The sequence below is a fragment of the Mycolicibacter senuensis genome (assembly GCF_003284925.1).
GTDB lineage: Bacteria > Actinomycetota > Actinomycetes > Mycobacteriales > Mycobacteriaceae > Mycobacterium > Mycobacterium algericum_A.
The window spans coordinates 187,172-202,809 of record NZ_QMEX01000001.1 but is presented as its reverse complement, the minus strand read 5'-3'; the positions used below and the strand labels follow the sequence as shown (position 1 = coordinate 202,809).

Annotated in this window: 21 protein-coding genes; 4 read left to right on the top strand and 17 right to left on the bottom strand. The window is 65.2% G+C overall.

Annotation, left to right across the window (positions count from 1 at the left end):
* Positions 1-1,111: 1,111 nt before the first annotated feature.
* Positions 1,112-1,870 carry a hypothetical protein gene (locus DQP56_RS24380; RefSeq protein WP_133258870.1) on the bottom strand — a complete coding sequence of 253 codons (759 nt, stop codon included), beginning with the start codon at positions 1,868-1,870 and terminating at the stop codon, positions 1,112-1,114.
* A 40-nt stretch (positions 1,871-1,910) separates the two neighbouring features.
* Here DQP56_RS24380 and DQP56_RS24580 point away from each other — a divergent pair, with 40 nt between their 5' ends.
* Both DQP56_RS24580 and DQP56_RS25520 read left to right on the top strand, forming a co-directional pair.
* Positions 1,911-2,255: a hypothetical protein gene (locus tag DQP56_RS24580; protein ID WP_165824851.1), complete on the top strand. Its 345-nt coding sequence runs from the start codon at positions 1,911-1,913 to the stop codon at positions 2,253-2,255.
* A gap of 36 nt (positions 2,256-2,291) precedes the next feature.
* Positions 2,292-2,420 carry a hypothetical protein gene (locus tag DQP56_RS25520; protein WP_286167686.1) on the top strand — a complete coding sequence of 43 codons (129 nt, stop codon included), beginning with the start codon at positions 2,292-2,294 and terminating at the stop codon, positions 2,418-2,420.
* A 179-nt stretch (positions 2,421-2,599) separates the two neighbouring features.
* Here the strand turns inward: DQP56_RS25520 and DQP56_RS01140 are convergent, their stop codons facing one another.
* Together DQP56_RS01140 and DQP56_RS25515 are read right to left on the bottom strand one after the other, a co-directional pair.
* A complete protein-coding gene (locus DQP56_RS01140) occupies positions 2,600-2,788 on the bottom strand; it encodes a hypothetical protein (protein ID WP_085266076.1) in 189 nt (62 codons plus the stop codon).
* Positions 2,789-2,878: 90 nt separating this feature from the next.
* Positions 2,879-3,277 (bottom strand): hypothetical protein, encoded by a 399-nt coding sequence (locus tag DQP56_RS25515; protein WP_085266077.1) that lies wholly within the window; start codon positions 3,275-3,277, stop codon positions 2,879-2,881.
* Between DQP56_RS25515 and DQP56_RS24375 the strand changes: the two genes are divergently transcribed.
* Complete coding sequence (locus tag DQP56_RS24375; protein ID WP_133258869.1) at positions 3,258-3,446, top strand: hypothetical protein; 189 nt, start codon at positions 3,258-3,260, stop codon at positions 3,444-3,446. The genes DQP56_RS25515 and DQP56_RS24375 overlap by 20 nt on opposite strands.
* Positions 3,447-3,463: 17 nt before the next feature.
* Here the strand turns inward: DQP56_RS24375 and DQP56_RS24575 are convergent, their stop codons facing one another.
* From DQP56_RS24575 to DQP56_RS24565, 14 genes are all read right to left on the bottom strand, one after another.
* On the bottom strand, positions 3,464-3,847 hold the full coding sequence (locus DQP56_RS24575; RefSeq protein ID WP_165824850.1) for a hypothetical protein: 384 nt from the start codon (positions 3,845-3,847) through the stop codon (positions 3,464-3,466).
* A 63-nt stretch (positions 3,848-3,910) separates the two neighbouring features.
* The gene (locus DQP56_RS25510; protein WP_165824849.1) at positions 3,911-4,309 is read right to left on the bottom strand and encodes a hypothetical protein; all 399 of its coding nucleotides are present in this window, start codon (positions 4,307-4,309) and stop codon (positions 3,911-3,913) included.
* Positions 4,310-4,665: 356 nt separating this feature from the next.
* The gene (locus DQP56_RS01120; RefSeq protein ID WP_085266079.1) at positions 4,666-5,691 is read right to left on the bottom strand and encodes a hypothetical protein; all 1,026 of its coding nucleotides are present in this window, start codon (positions 5,689-5,691) and stop codon (positions 4,666-4,668) included.
* A 286-nt stretch (positions 5,692-5,977) separates the two neighbouring features.
* Positions 5,978-6,175 (bottom strand): hypothetical protein, encoded by a 198-nt coding sequence (locus DQP56_RS01115; RefSeq protein ID WP_085266080.1) that lies wholly within the window; start codon positions 6,173-6,175, stop codon positions 5,978-5,980.
* A gap of 39 nt (positions 6,176-6,214) precedes the next feature.
* Positions 6,215-6,511 (bottom strand): hypothetical protein, encoded by a 297-nt coding sequence (locus DQP56_RS01110; RefSeq protein ID WP_112683171.1) that lies wholly within the window; start codon positions 6,509-6,511, stop codon positions 6,215-6,217.
* 1,744 nt (positions 6,512-8,255) lie between these two features.
* Positions 8,256-9,629 (bottom strand): hypothetical protein, encoded by a 1,374-nt coding sequence (locus DQP56_RS01100; protein ID WP_234812332.1) that lies wholly within the window; start codon positions 9,627-9,629, stop codon positions 8,256-8,258.
* A 484-nt stretch (positions 9,630-10,113) separates the two neighbouring features.
* Positions 10,114-10,539, bottom strand: coding sequence for a hypothetical protein (locus tag DQP56_RS01095; RefSeq protein WP_085266084.1), 426 nt, complete (start codon positions 10,537-10,539; stop codon positions 10,114-10,116).
* Positions 10,540-10,893: 354 nt separating this feature from the next.
* Entirely contained in the window at positions 10,894-11,151 is a 258-nt protein-coding gene (locus DQP56_RS01090; protein WP_085266085.1) for a hypothetical protein, read from the bottom strand.
* Between the two features lie 59 nt (positions 11,152-11,210).
* Positions 11,211-11,378: a hypothetical protein gene (locus DQP56_RS24570; protein ID WP_165759256.1), complete on the bottom strand. Its 168-nt coding sequence runs from the start codon at positions 11,376-11,378 to the stop codon at positions 11,211-11,213.
* A gap of 58 nt (positions 11,379-11,436) precedes the next feature.
* Positions 11,437-11,757, bottom strand: a complete 321-nt coding sequence (locus tag DQP56_RS01080) for a hypothetical protein (RefSeq protein WP_133055964.1) — start codon at positions 11,755-11,757, stop codon at positions 11,437-11,439.
* A gap of 80 nt (positions 11,758-11,837) precedes the next feature.
* Positions 11,838-12,194, bottom strand: coding sequence for a hypothetical protein (locus DQP56_RS01075; RefSeq protein ID WP_085266088.1), 357 nt, complete (start codon positions 12,192-12,194; stop codon positions 11,838-11,840).
* Between the two features lie 172 nt (positions 12,195-12,366).
* Positions 12,367-12,738 (bottom strand): hypothetical protein, encoded by a 372-nt coding sequence (locus DQP56_RS01070; RefSeq protein ID WP_085266089.1) that lies wholly within the window; start codon positions 12,736-12,738, stop codon positions 12,367-12,369.
* Positions 12,739-12,822: 84 nt separating this feature from the next.
* The gene (locus DQP56_RS01065) at positions 12,823-13,029 is read right to left on the bottom strand and encodes a hypothetical protein (RefSeq protein ID WP_085266090.1); all 207 of its coding nucleotides are present in this window, start codon (positions 13,027-13,029) and stop codon (positions 12,823-12,825) included.
* 359 nt (positions 13,030-13,388) lie between these two features.
* A complete protein-coding gene (locus DQP56_RS24565; protein WP_165824848.1) occupies positions 13,389-13,529 on the bottom strand; it encodes a hypothetical protein in 141 nt (46 codons plus the stop codon).
* Between the two features lie 73 nt (positions 13,530-13,602).
* On the opposite strand from DQP56_RS24565, the gene DQP56_RS25505 reads away from it, so the two are divergent.
* Positions 13,603-15,498, top strand: coding sequence for a serine/threonine-protein kinase (locus DQP56_RS25505; protein ID WP_085266092.1), 1,896 nt, complete (start codon positions 13,603-13,605; stop codon positions 15,496-15,498).
* Positions 15,499-15,638 lie beyond the last annotated feature (140 nt).

The window sequence follows — 15,638 nt, the reverse complement described above, 5'->3', positions numbered from 1 at the left end:
CACACGACGAAGCGGGCGCAGTACCAAGATGAACCCCCTCGGAGCCAGCCAGCCAAATCAGGCGATAAGGCGGCCGTACCGATAGCCGCCCCTGCCACCAGCTCGTCCAGTTCTCCGGTTCTAGCCCCCACCGCCGGCGTCCTCCTGCCGCCCCACTCCCTCAGCGACAGGAAAGCAACGCGCAGACGGCGTACAGGCACGATCTCCCAAAATCCGCGCGGTGATCGTGTCGCAGCGCCGGCCGACCGTCGTGGGCGTGGCATCGTTCAGCTACGAATACCAGCCGAGACGCGGCTGAGCCCGTATGTGCGGCCCGACGCTGCGATGCGAGGAAGAGGGGCAAAAACAGATGGCCTACAAAGCATTTCCAACATCTGGCAGCCAAGAATCCATCTTCATCGTCGGGCACGTCGAATCGTTTCCGAGGCATCCAGAGCCTGGAACCCGGGTTGCCCCCTTCCCTGGTGAGGTAGCGCCGCCAGATCACCCCGAACTGCTCTACGCCCTGGTGTCGGTGCGGTGGGCGCAGCAATGGACGTCCGTGGACATCGACACCGGTGAAAGCAGCACCGAATACAGGCGTGGCGGGACGCTAGGAACACCGGCAGGTACCACCTGGTACTTGGCGCCCGTCGCCTTCGACGGGAGCGCATACCAGCTAGCAGGCCGCACGGCCCGGGGATTCCGCGACGTACAGCTGCCCGCGATCCCAGGGCTGGACCCTCCCGCAGTCGTCCCGATCCACGACCACCCGCTGTAACCGGACGATTAGGCCACCAACAACACCACGCCGGCCCCGCGGAGATGGCACGCCCCAGGTGCCGCTGCGCCTCGCCAATCACCGTTAGCGTGGCCCTCAGCTCATCGAACGAGCAGAGAGTTCCGTCGCGAACACAGCCAGCAGACCTGCCGCCAGCAGACGCGCACCCCGAGCTGCGGCTCGGTATCGAGCGCCGCCTCGAGGGCGATGCCGGCCACGGGCCGCCGGTTCCCTACCGGACATGTGAACTAGCGTTCCGAAAACTCGGCGACTTACCCGATTAGGGAACCGTCAGGTACGTTTAATAAACTTGTGAGCCGAGGTTGAGAGTCTTCTTGATCCGTCTCCCAATCATTCGCAGGCCAGTGGCCTAGTTGGAAGTCCCAAGTTGAGGAGCGCATCTGCATGACCGGTCGCCGTAACGCCGAACAACGTCGTTCGTCCCGTCGGTACGGGGGCCCGGGCCGGGCCCTTGGGGCAGGAAGCGCAGTGAGTGTCTTCCTGGCGTTCGGGATGACGCCACTGACCGCGCCCGCGGCGATGGCCGATGTCGACGACGTGATCATCGATACGGCGGCGTCGTTGTTTGAGTCCTCGACTTGGGCCGACCCCGACGCGCTCAACGAGGCTTGGGATGCCCTGATCCTGCAGTACAACTGGAACGCACTGCTTCTGAACCTCGACGATCCCACCTTCGGGGCGGCCTTGTTCAACGAGTACTTCTACACTCCGCTGCACGTTTCCCTCGATACTTGGCTCGACAGCTCCGACGGCCAAGCGTTCGCTCATTTTGTCAACGCGGTGTCGGGGCAATATCTGATCGGCGACGGCGCTGACGGAACTATCGATGATCCCAATGGGGGAAATGCCGGACTGTTGTTCGGTGACGGCGGCAGCGGATATGGCTACTACGGCAGCGGCGGCAACGCCGGGTGGCTCTTCGGCGACGGCGGCAACGCTGGCTCGGCCGCCGCGGGCGGCACCCATGCACCGGTCACCACATTCGCGGCCGAAGATTCCGGTCCGATCAACGGTGCGCCCGGTGTTGGCGGCAACGCCGCATTCCTGTTCGGCAATGGCGGCAACGGCACCGACGGTGGTAACGGCCAATTCGGCGGTAACGGCGGAGCTGGTGGCGCAGGTGGTAGCGGTGGCTACTTCTTCGGAAACGGCGGTAATGGCGGCGACGGCGGCGCGGGCGGTGACGGCACCGCACTGCACCTCGACGGCGGCATGGGAGGCGCTGGAGGTGCTGGTGGCACCGGTGGACTTTGGTTTAGCAGCGGCGGCACCGGTGGAGCCGGAGGACGAGGTGGTGCCGGATTCATCGGCGATACCGGTGCTGCGGGCGCAGACGGCGGTGTTGGTGGCAACGGTGGCGCTGGCGGCACCGGAGGCGCCGGTGGGCAAGGCGGGACATTCTTCGGTAGCGGTGGCTCAGGCGGCCAAGGAGGAATCGGTGGCGCCGGCGGGACAGGCGGCACCGGCGGCGTAGGCGCGGTCGGAACCTTCGCCGGTAACGGGAATGGAAATGGCGGCAACGCTGGCGACGGTGGTGTCGGCGGCGTCGGTGGCCGAGGCGGGGCCGGTGGCGACGCTGGTCAAGGCGGTCTCTTCGGAAGCGCGGGCAGCAACGGCAACGGTGGTGCGGGCGGCTTAGGTGGAAATGCCGGAGTCGGTGGAACCGGTGGCGCGGGTGCTGCTGGCGTGGCCGGGCACCTGGCCGGCGGCAACGGCGGGAACGGCGGCGAGGGAGGTAATGCCGGTACTGGTGGTGCCGGCGGTAGCTCCGGTGGTAGCTCCGGTGGTGGCGTCTTCGCGGCGGCGGGTGCCAATGGTTCAGCAGGCCAGGGCGGCAACGGCGGTAACGGTGGGAAGGGTTATGACGCCTCCAGCGATGTAACTGCTGCGGCCGGTACCGCCGGTGGCGATGGTGGTGTTGGCGGTAACGCCGGTCGCGGTGGTCTCGAAGTTGGTGGCGGCGGAGCCGCTGACGGAACCGCGGGGATTGGCGGCGACGGCGGCCACGGCGCTGACGGTGCAGCCGGGGATAACGGCACGGCAGCCGATCCCGATGGTGGTGCTGGTAAGGCCGGCGGCACTGGTGGCGACGGCGGCTTAGGTGGCCTGCAGGCCGATGGTGTTACCCGTGCTGCCCAAGGTAATGGCGGCAATGGTGGTAACGGTGGCCAGGGGGGTGCCGGGTATATGGGTCTGAGTGGAGCGGCCCCCGGTGCCGACGGTCAAAACGGCGGTAATGGTGGTGCTGGCGGGAACGGTGGCGTCGGCGGCAATGGCGCTGCCGCGGGCGCCGGTGGCACCGGAGGAGTCGGAGGTTCCGGCGGCGACGGCGGCAGTGGGACCAGCGGTGCTCGCGGCACAAATGCGGCGGCTGATAGTGGCGACAACGGCGGAAACGGCGGAAACGGTGGTGCCGGTGGCAACGGCGGCGCTGGTGGCAAAGGCGGCAATGGTGGAGCCGGTGGCGTGGCAGACGATGGCGGTGTCGGAAGACATGGGGATGGTGGCCGAGGCGGAGACGGCGGCAGTGCCGGCAACGCCGGAGATGGTGGCGACGGAGGTTTTGGTGCGGGCGGCATCCAGAACCCGACTGCGGGCAGCGGCGGAAACGGCGGAAACGGCGGCACTCGGGGTGTCGCAGGCAGTGGCGGTGAAGGCGGATTAGGCGAGAGTGGTGCTGCATCAAATGGGCACACAGGGACTGCGGGCAGCGGCGGAAACGGCGGAAACGGCGGAAACGGCGGCGCTGGACGCGATTACGTAGTCAATAGCATTCCTCGCCCGGAGGCGCAGGTTGGAGGAACAGGCGGGAATGGTGGAACCGGCAATGGCGATGGCAGCAGGGGTGGCATAGGCGGAAACGGCGGCGACGGTGGGGATGGGTTTGGCTGGGGTGCAAACCCAGGGGCAGATGGCGGACGCGGCGGCGACGGCGGCAACGGGGTTGACGGTGCTGATGCAAACCACGGCGGCCGAGGAGGATTTGGTGGCGCTCAAGGTGGAGCGGGGGGCGACGGGGGTGACGGCGGGGCCAGCGACGGCGGTATCGGAGGCCAAGGTGGACATGGCGGCGCTGGCGAAGTCCGGACTGGTTTCCGTAGCGGCCCCGGTGGCGGTGGAGGCGCCGGCTCAGGCGGCACCGGTGGTAACGGAGGAGACGGCGGCGAGGCGACGGAAAACGGACTTGCTGGCTCTATAGAGCACGCCGGTGCCGGCGGTTACGGTGGCGCAGCCAACGGCGGCAATGGCGGCAATGGCGGAAACGGTGGAGATACCGGCAACAGGGTGGCATACAACTCGGTCGGCAACGGTGGAGATGGCGGAAACGGCGGGGACGGCAACGGCGGCAACGGCGGCGCAGGTGGTGATGGAGGCGCCGGCGGGAGCGGTTTCAGCTCTCACGGTGGTCGTGGTGGCGACGGTGGGAGTGGCGACGTTGACCGCACTGGCGGCGCCGGCGGGAATGGGGGCAACGGAGGCGGAGGCGGCAACGGCGGCCGCGGCGGCGCCGGCGGAAACGGCGGGCAAGTCGGCGCCAATGGGGACGGCTCGGGAGGCGACGGTGGAAACGGCGGGGACGGGGTCAATGGCCAGCTTGGCGGTCGAGGGGGGGCCGGTACGAATGGCGCTTTAGATGGCACCCCTGGCGCTTCAGGTACTCCCGGGGAGGATCGCGGTTAACCCGGTTGTGCCGAAAGACCCAGAATAATGGCCCCTGGGTCACTCATCGGGAACGCTCGGGTTCAGACCACTGATCAGAGCCCTCGGCTCTAGCTCGATGCCGTGAGAAGGTCGAGATTGGCGGGCCGGACAGCATCCCTGTTCGAACTCGCATTGCAAGAATCGCCGCGCCATGCTCACGTCCCGACAGGCAAGACGCTAAATCACCGCGGCGCTCTCATCACCGGAATGACCGGTTGCGGTGGCGGTCCGCTGGCTGCTTCACCGTTGAGTATGGAAAATTGCCCGCCGCAACCGTTCGGTATGTAGTACGTGACCGTCGGGTTCGTGTAGGACAAGGTTGCGATCTGCTGCGGTGTGATCGGCTGCCAGGGGCCAATTTTGGGTGGGATCGCTAGCCCACTGAGGCCACCTGTCGTCACCCCACCCAACTTGCCTTGGGCTTGGTCGGGCCCGGTTTGCGCCCAGGCGTCTCCACCAAGATTAACCGAGGTGAACTTCTGCGATTCGTAGGTATACGCGACCCACTGCTGCAACTGCGGGGCGCCACCATCGGTTGTCACAGTGCGGGTGTAACTGGTTGCATCGGTTCCCGAAACGCGAAAATGGTAATTCTCGGACACCGAGACATACGGTGCGGTGTCGTCGGTAAGCCACGTGCGCCCCGGCGTGTAGAAGCCGGTGGGTCCCGCCGGCCTCGCTGCCGCCCCGTCGAGTGAGTGATGCTCGACCGTGGGAGGCGGTGGGGTGTCGCCCGTGTACGGCGGGGGCGTGTAGTTCGTCCAGTACCCGAATCTCTCATCGCCGATGAACGGGTTATCCGGGTCAATCATTGGTCTCGGGCCAGGGCTTTCCGGCAACGGCCCGCCAGTCACATAGTCCACGGCCATGACGGTCGGGTCCTTGCCTGACGTCCGCGCATCCGAGCCGCCTTGTCCGGCCTTCCGGTCGAGATCTGTACCGATCCCCCCGACCCTGTCCCCGTTCCTCTTGTCCTGCTCACCGAGCGCTTGCGCAGCAACGCCCGCCTTGTCCGATGTCCTCGCTGCATCGTTGATCAGTTCCCGACTGGTCGCCACTTGCCCCTCGACGGCAGCAGCAACCCGCGAGTCAATTCCCACCCCGACTGACGTGGAGGCTTGGGTCTTCGCGCTATCGAACTCACCGCCGATAGACCGCATCCGCCCCACCGCCTCGGCCGGCGTCAGCCTGATCTGTGGATTCGGCACCCCAGCCCCCTTCCTGTACCGAATCTCCGCAGCTCACAGTCCTAAACTACGGGCGATCAACTGTACCGCGATCTACCTCGATCTGGCCGGGCTCCACCACAAACACCCCGACAGCGGACCCCCCTTCAACACCAAACCGGTACCTCGGGGCAGCCCGCTACCCCCTCATATTCTTCTTGATGCCCGGCCTGGCGATTAGCCGCCGGCAGCCCGTTCCAGCCCCTGCAGGGGTCACTAGAGGCCGCGCGAGCGGCGCGGTAACTGCAGCCCCAGGCATGCCCGGATGTCACCAGTCGGTAGACCAGACGTGCTCGCGGGAGATGAGTTCCCATTCGTCATCGCTGTTGTCCCGCGTGTAGATCTCAGCGTAGGTGTCGCCTCCCCCGACGAACTCCTCCAGCACAAACTTGGAGTCCTCCAAAGTGGCGTGCGTCGCCACCCCTCCGTTGCGCGCAACGGTGCGGTATTCAGTCTTCTGTTCCATTCCCCTTGCCCCCAGTCTGGCTGGTGCTTCTGAGCTGAATCAGACTTGCCGCGCGAGACTGATGGCCTTGGCCAATTCCCTCTCACACTGTTCGATGTCATCGGGTCGGCCGTCTAGATAAAGGCTTTCCTCCAACGCTCCCCGGTAGATGATCGCAGCAACCGCGGGCGTGGCCTGCACGATGTCGTGCGCCCGCGATTCGAGCCAATCATTCCAGCTATAACCAGCACCCGGATCGATGCTGAACTCGGTGAACGACACCTCTACCCCGTCGACGAATAGCCGCATACTGCATTCGTAGTCAGGATGCCGGTCGTGGAACATTTCGACTTGCACGCCGCGTCTCCCCTTCGATGATTCTTCGCTACTTAAGCTGACACCATTAGCGCAGCCCTCCGGAGCTGCGACACGTCAACGCCCTGGGTTCTAACCCTGTGCTGTTCGGGTCAGCAGCCGCGGTGGCGCGCCTCCTACCGGACTGGCCTTAACCCGCACACTCCGCACCTCTCAACGGCGACCGGCACCCCCATACTCTTCATACGGTGCGACCACATGCCACCCTGATCAGCGGCGGCGGCCGCCCGGGCCGGAGGTGCTTGGCCTGGCAGTACCCGCAGCTGGGTCCACAGCAGCTCGTACCCGGCAGTTCCGGCCTCCGCTGGCCGCTAAGCGGCTAAGCCTCTTGCGGTGCCCGAGATCGGACAATCACCGGCCAGCGCTCAGCACCTGGCCGCCGAGGCAAACCCGGCCCCGCGCAACGAATCTGGGACGGGGCCCGGATCCGTGCCGTTTGCTGTTCGTCCGCCTGGGCATCCTCGACAATCCGCGTGATCTTGGTCGTGAACACGGATCGTGCGAGCCCCAGGCCCCCGGATCAGCTCATTTCACCGATCCCGGCATGTCACCCAGGCTCATTACTTTGCAGGCTCATGACGAAGACCCAACTAGGCCCACGGCCTCCAGAATGCAACCTGCCAGTTCCACTCCGTCATGCCTGCGCAACGGTTCGACGAGCTCACAGATCAGTGGAATACCACCCACATTGACGAACGTGCCGGCGGAGGTCGTAACTCTGCGGGCTAACTCCAGCCCCGCTAGCGGGCCCACGTTGGCTGCCGGCCTCGTCGATGTGCACAGCCTCAACAGTCTGGCGAGGTAGTCGTCATGCCAGGCGCTGAATGCTGCCAGGACTGACCCATTGATGATCGTGGCGGCGTGAGGGGCGGCTAGCTGGCAGAGCCGATCGCTGATTTGCAGATCCACTAGCCGGCGCTCCCGGACAGTCGCGGCGACCTGGGAGTGCCGCAGCATCGATCCGTTGCTTACTTCAAAACCCCTGTAGTCGAAGCGGCCCACAGCACCGTGCAACGCTTCAACTTGGGCCTCAAGACTCGCTGACTCCTCCGCGGCGGACGTCCGTAGAAGGATCTGCCCTAGCCGTCGACTAATCACGGACCTTCGGAACACGATCTTGTGTCGCGCCGCGTGGGCGAGAACTTCAGAATCAGTCGGGTCATACTTACAGCTGTTGTTGCATCGCCGGCACATCGCCCTGACGTTCCCCTGCCGGTGCCTGCCGCCCCAACGGCCCGGTATCGGGTAGCGATCGAGCGTGACATCTTCGAACCGAAGCCCCGATCCACACCCACGGCAGGCCACCATGCGGCCATCTCCAGCGGTGTCAATCACCCATTGGCGCAGGTTGGCATTCTTGCCGCGCCGCGACGCGACCTGTTCGTTCACCCCCACACCCCCGTGAGCCACGTTCGTTAGGTCTCAAGTCTGGCCGGAAGGCAACTGACATCTGCGCTGCGAAACCCGCGCCCGCGAGTTTCGTGAGCCCCTCGTTTTCATCCACCCGCAGCCATGTGCCACCGGGCACCGGCTGCCCCCTCGAACACCCGGCGGGAGGCAACAGGCAACGTCCACGCAGTGGCGACCTGGCCGTCGTGCGGCCGACAGACCACCCGGCGACGTCGCGGCGGCGGCCTCCAGGCGTCCACGCTGGGCTACGCACAGCCGAGGGCCACCAACGGGCACCAGTAACCAGTAACCCAAACAGGCTCTCGTGACTTACCGATCAGCCCTCGGCGTCGGGTTCGGCCATCAACGCACCGAGTTCGGCGGCCGAGATCGACAGGGGTGCAGCGTGGGTGCGGATCAGTTGTGACAGCTTGGACGGCACGGCGGCAGCGGACCGATCTGCGAGGTCGACCCCGGCGCTGTGATACAGCCGGGCCACGGTCACGGCCAGCTCGTCTGGCCCAGTCCCGCGGTAGCCCGCGTTGTAGTAGCCACCGAACGCGGTAACCGGCATGGGCCAAACGGTCCCACGGCTGTCGCGGAAGAACGCGCTACGGCAGTCCGCGGCCAGCTCGAACTCGACCAGCCGCCCAGCCTCGGGCAGCTGGCTGCCGACCGTGACGTGGTACACGCCATCGACGGTCTCAACGATCCAGCAGTGGACGTTCTCAGGGTCCCGCCACCAGGTGCGCGGCTGCTCGTCGTCGTTGTCGACCAAGTCCGACTCGGCGAAACTCGCACCCAGCGTCTGCGGGTCATCGCAACACATCAGACGGTCGATCCATTCGCCAGCCAGCTTCCCGCTGTCGCGGGTAACTCGGATCGTCTCACTGACGACGGACTCGATCTCTCCTCGGCGGCGTAGCAACCGCTGCGCGGGCACTCTGGCTGCTCGGCTCGGCACCTTCAGGTTGAGCAGGCCCAGCACGTCGTACAGCGTGGGGGGAGCTGGGGTCTCTGGGATCAGGTAGTCGGGCCGCGCAGCCAGTATCAGGCCGGGACGCTCCGTGTCGCCCGGTACGTCGACGCCGGTCACCGAAGGCCGGTAGATCTCGCCTTCAATGCGCCGGTTTAGCCGATCTACGATGCCGCGGCACTGGTTGGCGTTCGCCGAGCCGGCCCCGTCGAGTAGCCCATGTAGTACCGCGGCGTCGTACCAGTCGGGGGCATATGGCCGGATGGCCTGCAGGGCCGCGCCGGGGCGCCACGCCGCCACCGCGTCAGGTCGGCGCAGTTCCGGCGGCCACCATGGCAAGTCCTGACGTAACAGCGCAGCCAGCTGGAACCAGCCCCGCCTCTCGGCCGTGACCTCCTCGGCGCCGTCCTGCCAATGCCGTTCTGCCACAGCCAATTCCGGCTGGAATCTGTACCCGTCCTCCCCTGGCGGTGTCGGCAGGTAGCACACTTCCGGCGTCACGACGGCAACCGCACTGACCTCCGGCGCTCGCGCCAGCAGCCGCCGGGCGCATGTCATCGTGTCGCTGGTGTGCAGCGCCGCGTAGACCACCGCGACGGTGCCGCGGTCGTCTGTCGGCTGCCAGAGATGAACGGCGCACTCTATGGGGCGGCCGCGCACCTGTACCAAGGCGCTTTCCGCGGCGACGAACTTGGCCGGCGATAGACCGTGTCCGTCGTGGAAAATACGCGGCACGATGCTGTGCAGGCTGGGGCGCGCCGCCCTGATCCACAGGTATGCCTGAGCTAGCGCCCACCGAGCACCGAGCGCACTGGCCGCCGGCTCAGGGAACGTCTTATCTCGCGAACGGTACTGCCGTACGGCAGCAGCAGAGACGCCCAGGAGAGCGCCGAAGGCCTCACTCCCCAGGCTCGGTTCCCACCAGCCTGCGACCGTGCGCCAATACTGGTCGTCGCTGTCGGGCAGTGGGTGCTTCGCAGCTTGAGATTGCCCCATCCAGCCACCCTAGCCCCATGACCCCCATCCTGTCACGCTTTCGCGTGACAGTTACTTGTCCACCTTGTCTATTGTCACGTTACGGCGCGGCCGGGTGAATTTACGGGGCCTCATCTATCGGTGAACAGCCGCGCGGCGCATCGCGTGGCCGGTGCCCAGCAGGCCCCTGTCACTTACTGATTCCATGCCCCGGACCCGTCCTACAGCGGGAGCCCGCACTCCATCAGAAGGGGGCATTCGCTGCGGTCGCCCACATCAACACTTGCGCCGTGACAGCCACGCCTCGGTGGGCTGACATCAGATCGTGGTGGAAGATCCAGGTGTCGACCGTCGCCGTTTTGCCCGTCGGGGAAAGGGATTCGGCGGGGATCGCGGTGTACAGGCTTCCACTGAAGCTCATGTCGCCCGTGTTGCTCCAGTACCAGCTTCCGCCACGGGACGTTTGAATGCTGGCGGCTGCGCCGTCAGCCCCTGGCCATACATGGCTGATGCGCAGCTGTTCACCGGTAGGAAACTCAACAACGTCGCCGCAGAGGGGATTGAACCCATCGTGCTCGGCGGCCAGGGTGTCGCGATTCCGTTGCCGCTCGGCGAGCAAGGCGAGATCTTTCTCATCGGCGGGTCCGTGGTATTCCCCGTAGAGGTTCAATTAACTCTCCAATCGTCGAGTGTGGCGAGGCCTGCGACCAGACGCCAAATGCGGTCGGCGCAGTGTGTTGAGTGCCCCCACGATGCCGCCGTTTCGGCCCCACGCATTAGATGCCTTACCGGCAGCGCCTACTCGCACCTGTCGTCCCAGTTCGCTTCCTAGCCGGACTGATTCAATTTCAATAGAGTTCAGTCTTGCCGACGTCAGCCACGCATTCGCGCGGCGACACTCGGCCGGCTAGACCTCCACTTCCAGGCCGTCTCGCGTCCCTGCTGACACCATGGCATGTGAATCCCACTGCACGTTTCGCAGTTGGCCGCTACCTGATTGCCGCGACCTGGCCCCGCCTCGCAATTAGGCTGCGAACACCTCGCTGTGAGTGAAGGAACCGTCGATGGCCGTCACCGTGACATACGTCTGATCCCCGGGGGCGGTTAGTCCGGAGAACATCTGCGCGGCAACTTGAGCCGCGGTTTGCGGGTCAGCCCAGATACCGCCAAACTGGGCGTTGCTGCGCAGTTCAAAGATTGGAGTGTCGACCAGGGTCCTGTCCCAGCCGTCTCGGCAGCCGACGACCCGTACCTGAACTCGCCAGTCGTAGCTATCGGCCATTCTTCCCACCTAAACCCTTCCAGCATCCAGCCCTCGTCGTCATGTTCTCCGGGCTCCTTTCAGTGTTCGAGCATCTGGTGGGCGACCCACTCCCAGTAACCGAGCCGGGTATCGCCGCAGGCAACTTCGTACTGCCAGTCACTGACTGGCCGGTCAGGGTGCTCACCCCACATTCCGTGGCGCTGAATCAATGCATCAGCCTCGGCGTGCAGTTGTAATGCGCTCATGTGAGCGAAGCCCTTCCCCATAGCAGGTTGTTGACGTCAATTTCGAGCCCGTCGAAACTCAGTAGTCGTAATCGCGCACGACCTCATGTGCAACGCAGATTCCACGCCAATACCAGACCCGCCCGATGCCCAAACTGTCGCCGGCTGGATTCGACAGCTGAGCGATCCAGCCCTGAATGTCGTTCTGCGTCGCATCGGCGTTGTCGCGGCTGGCAAGAATGGCGGCCAGCGTGTACGTGAACGAGGCGAGGGCGTTGCCGGTGTAGGCGATGCACCTGTCGCCGAACATTCCGCGGCCGGAGTAGCTGAGGTCAACGTCTTCCACGGCAACGTCTTTGAGCATCGTGTCGATCTCATCTCGGGTGAGCGTGATGGTCATGGCTGTGTCCTCTCCCATTGGTTGTTCAGGTCTGTGCATCGGCGCCGAAGGTCCTTGCTCGGGTACGTGACCGGCCCGGATCAGGGCACGGCATTCTCGGGTGGGTGCTGCCAGAGCGCGATCGTCCGCACATGCCGGGTACGTCGGCCCATGAAGCTCGTGCACATGCCGGGAACGCCGAGTCGTGTGGTGAATAGCCGCCCGTGGCAGTCCGGGCACAAGGTCTGCAGTTCAACCACTCCGGGGTGGCCGGGTGTCGCGTGTGTCCAGGTGTTCCAGGCGTCCTGCCATGAGTCGAAGTTCTGCCCGGCACCGGCGGTCCAGGCGGCAAAGGCGCGTCGGAGTTCCTGGTGGGCATCGAAGGGCCTCAGCTGTGGCAGTGCATCGGCCAGGACGCGGTGCGGGATTTGATGGATCTGCCAACTGATGCTGTTCATGGTCGTATCCGTCACGGCTTACGTGTCTCGGCCGCCGACGGTCCAGCCGATGGCGTCGCGCCCGGTCGGGCCGATACTGGTGACGGCCCGGCTGCGCAGAGACCGGATCTGGCGAGGATGCCGCGCTCGACGACGCGCCGCGCCGGCGGAACAGCGGGATGCTGGCCGGTGCTTAGGCGGCATCGTCAGCGTCCCAGAAGTCGCTCACGCCGGCGGCGAATGCAACTCGGTAGTCCTCGGCATCGAACCCACTGAACCGGTCCGGAACGTCGCAGACCACTTCAGTCTCGCGGGTGGCGCCTTGGTAGGCGTTGGCGTAGTTGGCACAGTCCCAGCCGCGGGAGTGCCCGAGTTCGCAGGCCTCCGCGCTCGCCCAGACTACGTTCTGCGAGTAGGGGTCCGAACCGGCGCCGGCGGTGTCGGTGTGCACGACGGATGCGTTCTGGCCGGTGTCGCGCAGTTGCTGCGCGATTTTCAGGCAGTGGTGCGGATCGTAGGCGAATGAGCTGACCGTGCCGTTGCTCTGGACCGCATACAGCCTCATCGAATGTCCCCCTTGATTGTTGTGCGTTGCCTTGTTGGTCGATTAGGTTGCACAGCCGGCCTTTTCGCCCATACCCAGCTGGGTCTAAAACTCCTGCTGACCGTCTGGTGGGTAGACGCGCTCGAGGATCTCCGCCACCTGTCCCGGTTCCTCATAGTGAGCTTCGGAATTGCCCTGCCACACAAACATCTGGTGTCCGGCATCCCAGCGGGCGTAGCGGTGGGTGCGTGGATGCTTCAGCAGAATCGAATAGTGCGCACCGTCTTTGCAGTCGGCGATCGTGATGGTCATTTGCTCCCCCAACTCTTTTCGGTTGCGTTGATGCCCCCGGGGGCCCAGGTGGGTATGGCCGCCATCGCTGTTGTCTTCAACGACGCGTTCACCGTGTTCTCGGCAGATCGCGTCCACATGAATCGGTGGCTACTACTTGAGCGGGGCGAGCAACTCGCCCGGGGCGCTTGCCAATCGCGCTGACTGTGGTGGTGTCGGCAGTTCCGTCGGCCCACATGCCTACGTTGGGGGAAATTGCGTGCTTCGGCCAGGGCGGTGGTCACGGCTCCCCCCTCGTGCGGTCCGTGTCATTTGCACGGCCTTCACTCGATGATGTCTGAGCCGATCCGTGCATTTCGGGCCGCGACACGCACCTGCTGCTACTTCTCGCTCGCCTCACGGTCGATGTCGTACATGCCGTTCCAATCCCACGGCAAGCTGCCCGAATCGTCGAGCAGCGGAGTGACGTCCATAACGTCGCCGGGCGTTAGCCCGGCCAGGCCAGGGCACGGCTCACTCATGCCGCTGATCCGCGTCGCTCTAGCGGCTCTATGGCTTTATGATCCGTTCGAGTCGTAATTGAGGTGGTGATCGGTGGCGTCGGCGGGGTCGCGGGTCGGTTCACGGATCGGGCCGTACAGGCTGACCCGACTACTGGGCAGCGGCGGGTTCGGCGAGGTCTACGCCGCTCACGACACCGACAAAGACCGCATGGTCGCCCTGAAACTCATGACCGCCGCCTACTCCGCCGACCCGGTCTTTCGCCAACGCCTGTTCCGCGAAGCCAGCACTGCCGGACGCCTCAACGAACCCCACGTCGTACCCATCCACTCCTACGGCGAAATCGACGGCCAGCTCTACATCGACATGCGCCTCGTCGACGGCACCGACCTGCAAAAGGTCCTCGCCCACACCGGCCCCCTCGACCCCAACCGGGCCGTGCGGATCATCCGCCAAATCGCCTCAGCACTCGACGCCGCCCACGCCGCCACCCTGGTGCACCGCGACGTCAAACCTGCCAACATCCTGCTCACCGGCGACGACTTCGCCTACCTCGCCGACTTCGGCCTGGCCAACGCCGCTACCGACACCAAACTCACCAACACCGGCACCACCATCGGCACCATGGCCTACCTCGCTCCCGAACGCTTCACCCACCTCAGCAACCCCGACCATCGAGCCGACATCTACGCCCTGACCTGCGTGCTCTACGAATGCCTCACCGGCACACCTCCCTACCAAGCCACCGACCTACCCGGCCTCATGGGAGCACACCTAAGCGCCCCCATCCCCCAACCCAGCAAACACCGACCCGGCATACCCGCAGCCCTCGATGGCGTCATTTCCATCGGCATGGCCAAAGAACCCATCAACCGCTACCCCACCGCCGGCGCACTGGCCACCGCCGCCCGTTACGCACTGGCCGCACCCAACCTCAACCCCCACCAGGCCAACACACAAGCCGCCCCACTGCACGGCGACCTCCACCAGGCCACCACCCACGCCGTGCCATCCGACGGCAGCATCCAGACCTATTGGCCCACACCACCACCAACCCGACGCCCCAGCCGGCGCGCCCTCATCACCACCGCCATCACCGCCATCACCGCCATCACAGCCATCACCGCAACCGTCACACTGACCCACCGACCCGCCCACACCAAAAACGCGACACACACCCAAACCCATGCCTCGCAGCAAAAGCCGCTAGATCGGGAGACCACACTTCCGTTCAGCTTCACCAATCTGTACGGCATCGCGGTAGACCGTGACAACAACATCTATGCGGTCGGCAACGCGACCGGCATGTCGGGGAGGAACCCCGCGGTGATGAAGCTGACCCCTGGGGCAGACACTCCCACCAAGCTGCCGTTCTCCGATCTCAATTGGCCGACAGCTCTGGCGGTCGACGGCTCCAGTAACGTCTACGTCCTCGATCTCGGCGATCACGGGACCAAGGTGCGCAAGCTCGCGGCCGGATCCAACTCCTCGGTCGAATTGCCGTTCCCTGCCGCCGACTTCACCCCTGCGGGTATAGCGGCAGATTCAGCGGGCAACGTCTACGTCTGCGACGGCGTCACCAACGGCACCGACAGGCTGTGGAAGCTCCCTGCCGGGTCAGATTCTCCGGTTACGCTGCCGTTTCCAGGCCCCCTCAGCTCCAACATCGCGGTCGCCGATACGGGCGACATCTACATCGCAGCGATGTCCAAGGTGGTGAAATGGTCGCCGAATTCCGGCCAGGTGACCGAACAGCCCTATCCACTGACGGTGATACCGGGAGGTGTTGCGGTCGACAAGACGGGCAACGCCTATGTCACTGACGGCAGTGGTAACGAAGTGTTGATGCTTCCTGCCGGCACAACCCAGCAGATCACGATGCCATTCAAAGGCCTGAAATGGCCCCAGGGTGTGACGGTAGATGCGGACGGCAATGTCTATGTCGCCAATCAAGGAAACAATCGCGTCTTGAAGCTCGCAGCTCAATAGTCCCTACCGGGGCGTCTGCAACGGCTCCGGACTTCGGTAGCGGTCTCGCGATCTGGTTGGCCACAGACGACTCCTGGCCGGCAAGCCCGCCGAGGCCGCCTCGACGAGCAGCTTCGTTGGTACGGCGACGACAAGCACAT

Excerpts from the sequence above, each read along its gene's own strand:
- DQP56_RS25520 (WP_286167686.1), top strand. The coding sequence starts at position 2,292 with ATGGCGGCAACGCTGGCGACGGTGGTGTCGGCGGCGTCGGTGGCCGAG.
- DQP56_RS24375 (WP_133258869.1), top strand. The coding sequence starts at position 3,258 with ATGGCGGTGTCGGAAGACATGGGGATGGTGGCCGAGGCGGAGACGGCG.
- DQP56_RS25515 (WP_085266077.1), bottom strand. The coding sequence starts at position 3,277 with ATGTCTTCCGACACCGCCATCGTCTGCCACGCCACCGGCTCCACCATT.
- DQP56_RS24575 (WP_165824850.1), bottom strand. The coding sequence starts at position 3,847 with ATGTCCACCTTGGCCTCCGATACCGCCGTCGCTGGCCCCGCCGTCACC.
- DQP56_RS01115 (WP_085266080.1), bottom strand. The coding sequence starts at position 6,175 with ATGGAACAGAAGACTGAATACCGCACCGTTGCGCGCAACGGAGGGGTG.
- DQP56_RS01090 (WP_085266085.1), bottom strand. The coding sequence starts at position 11,151 with ATGGCCGATAGCTACGACTGGCGAGTTCAGGTACGGGTCGTCGGCTGC.
- DQP56_RS24570 (WP_165759256.1), bottom strand. The coding sequence starts at position 11,378 with ATGAGCGCATTACAACTGCACGCCGAGGCTGATGCATTGATTCAGCGC.
- DQP56_RS01080 (WP_133055964.1), bottom strand. The coding sequence starts at position 11,757 with ATGACCATCACGCTCACCCGAGATGAGATCGACACGATGCTCAAAGAC.
- DQP56_RS01075 (WP_085266088.1), bottom strand. The coding sequence starts at position 12,194 with ATGAACAGCATCAGTTGGCAGATCCATCAAATCCCGCACCGCGTCCTG.
- DQP56_RS01070 (WP_085266089.1), bottom strand. The coding sequence starts at position 12,738 with ATGAGGCTGTATGCGGTCCAGAGCAACGGCACGGTCAGCTCATTCGCC.
- DQP56_RS01065 (WP_085266090.1), bottom strand. The coding sequence starts at position 13,029 with ATGACCATCACGATCGCCGACTGCAAAGACGGTGCGCACTATTCGATT.
- DQP56_RS24565 (WP_165824848.1), bottom strand. The coding sequence starts at position 13,529 with ATGAGTGAGCCGTGCCCTGGCCTGGCCGGGCTAACGCCCGGCGACGTT.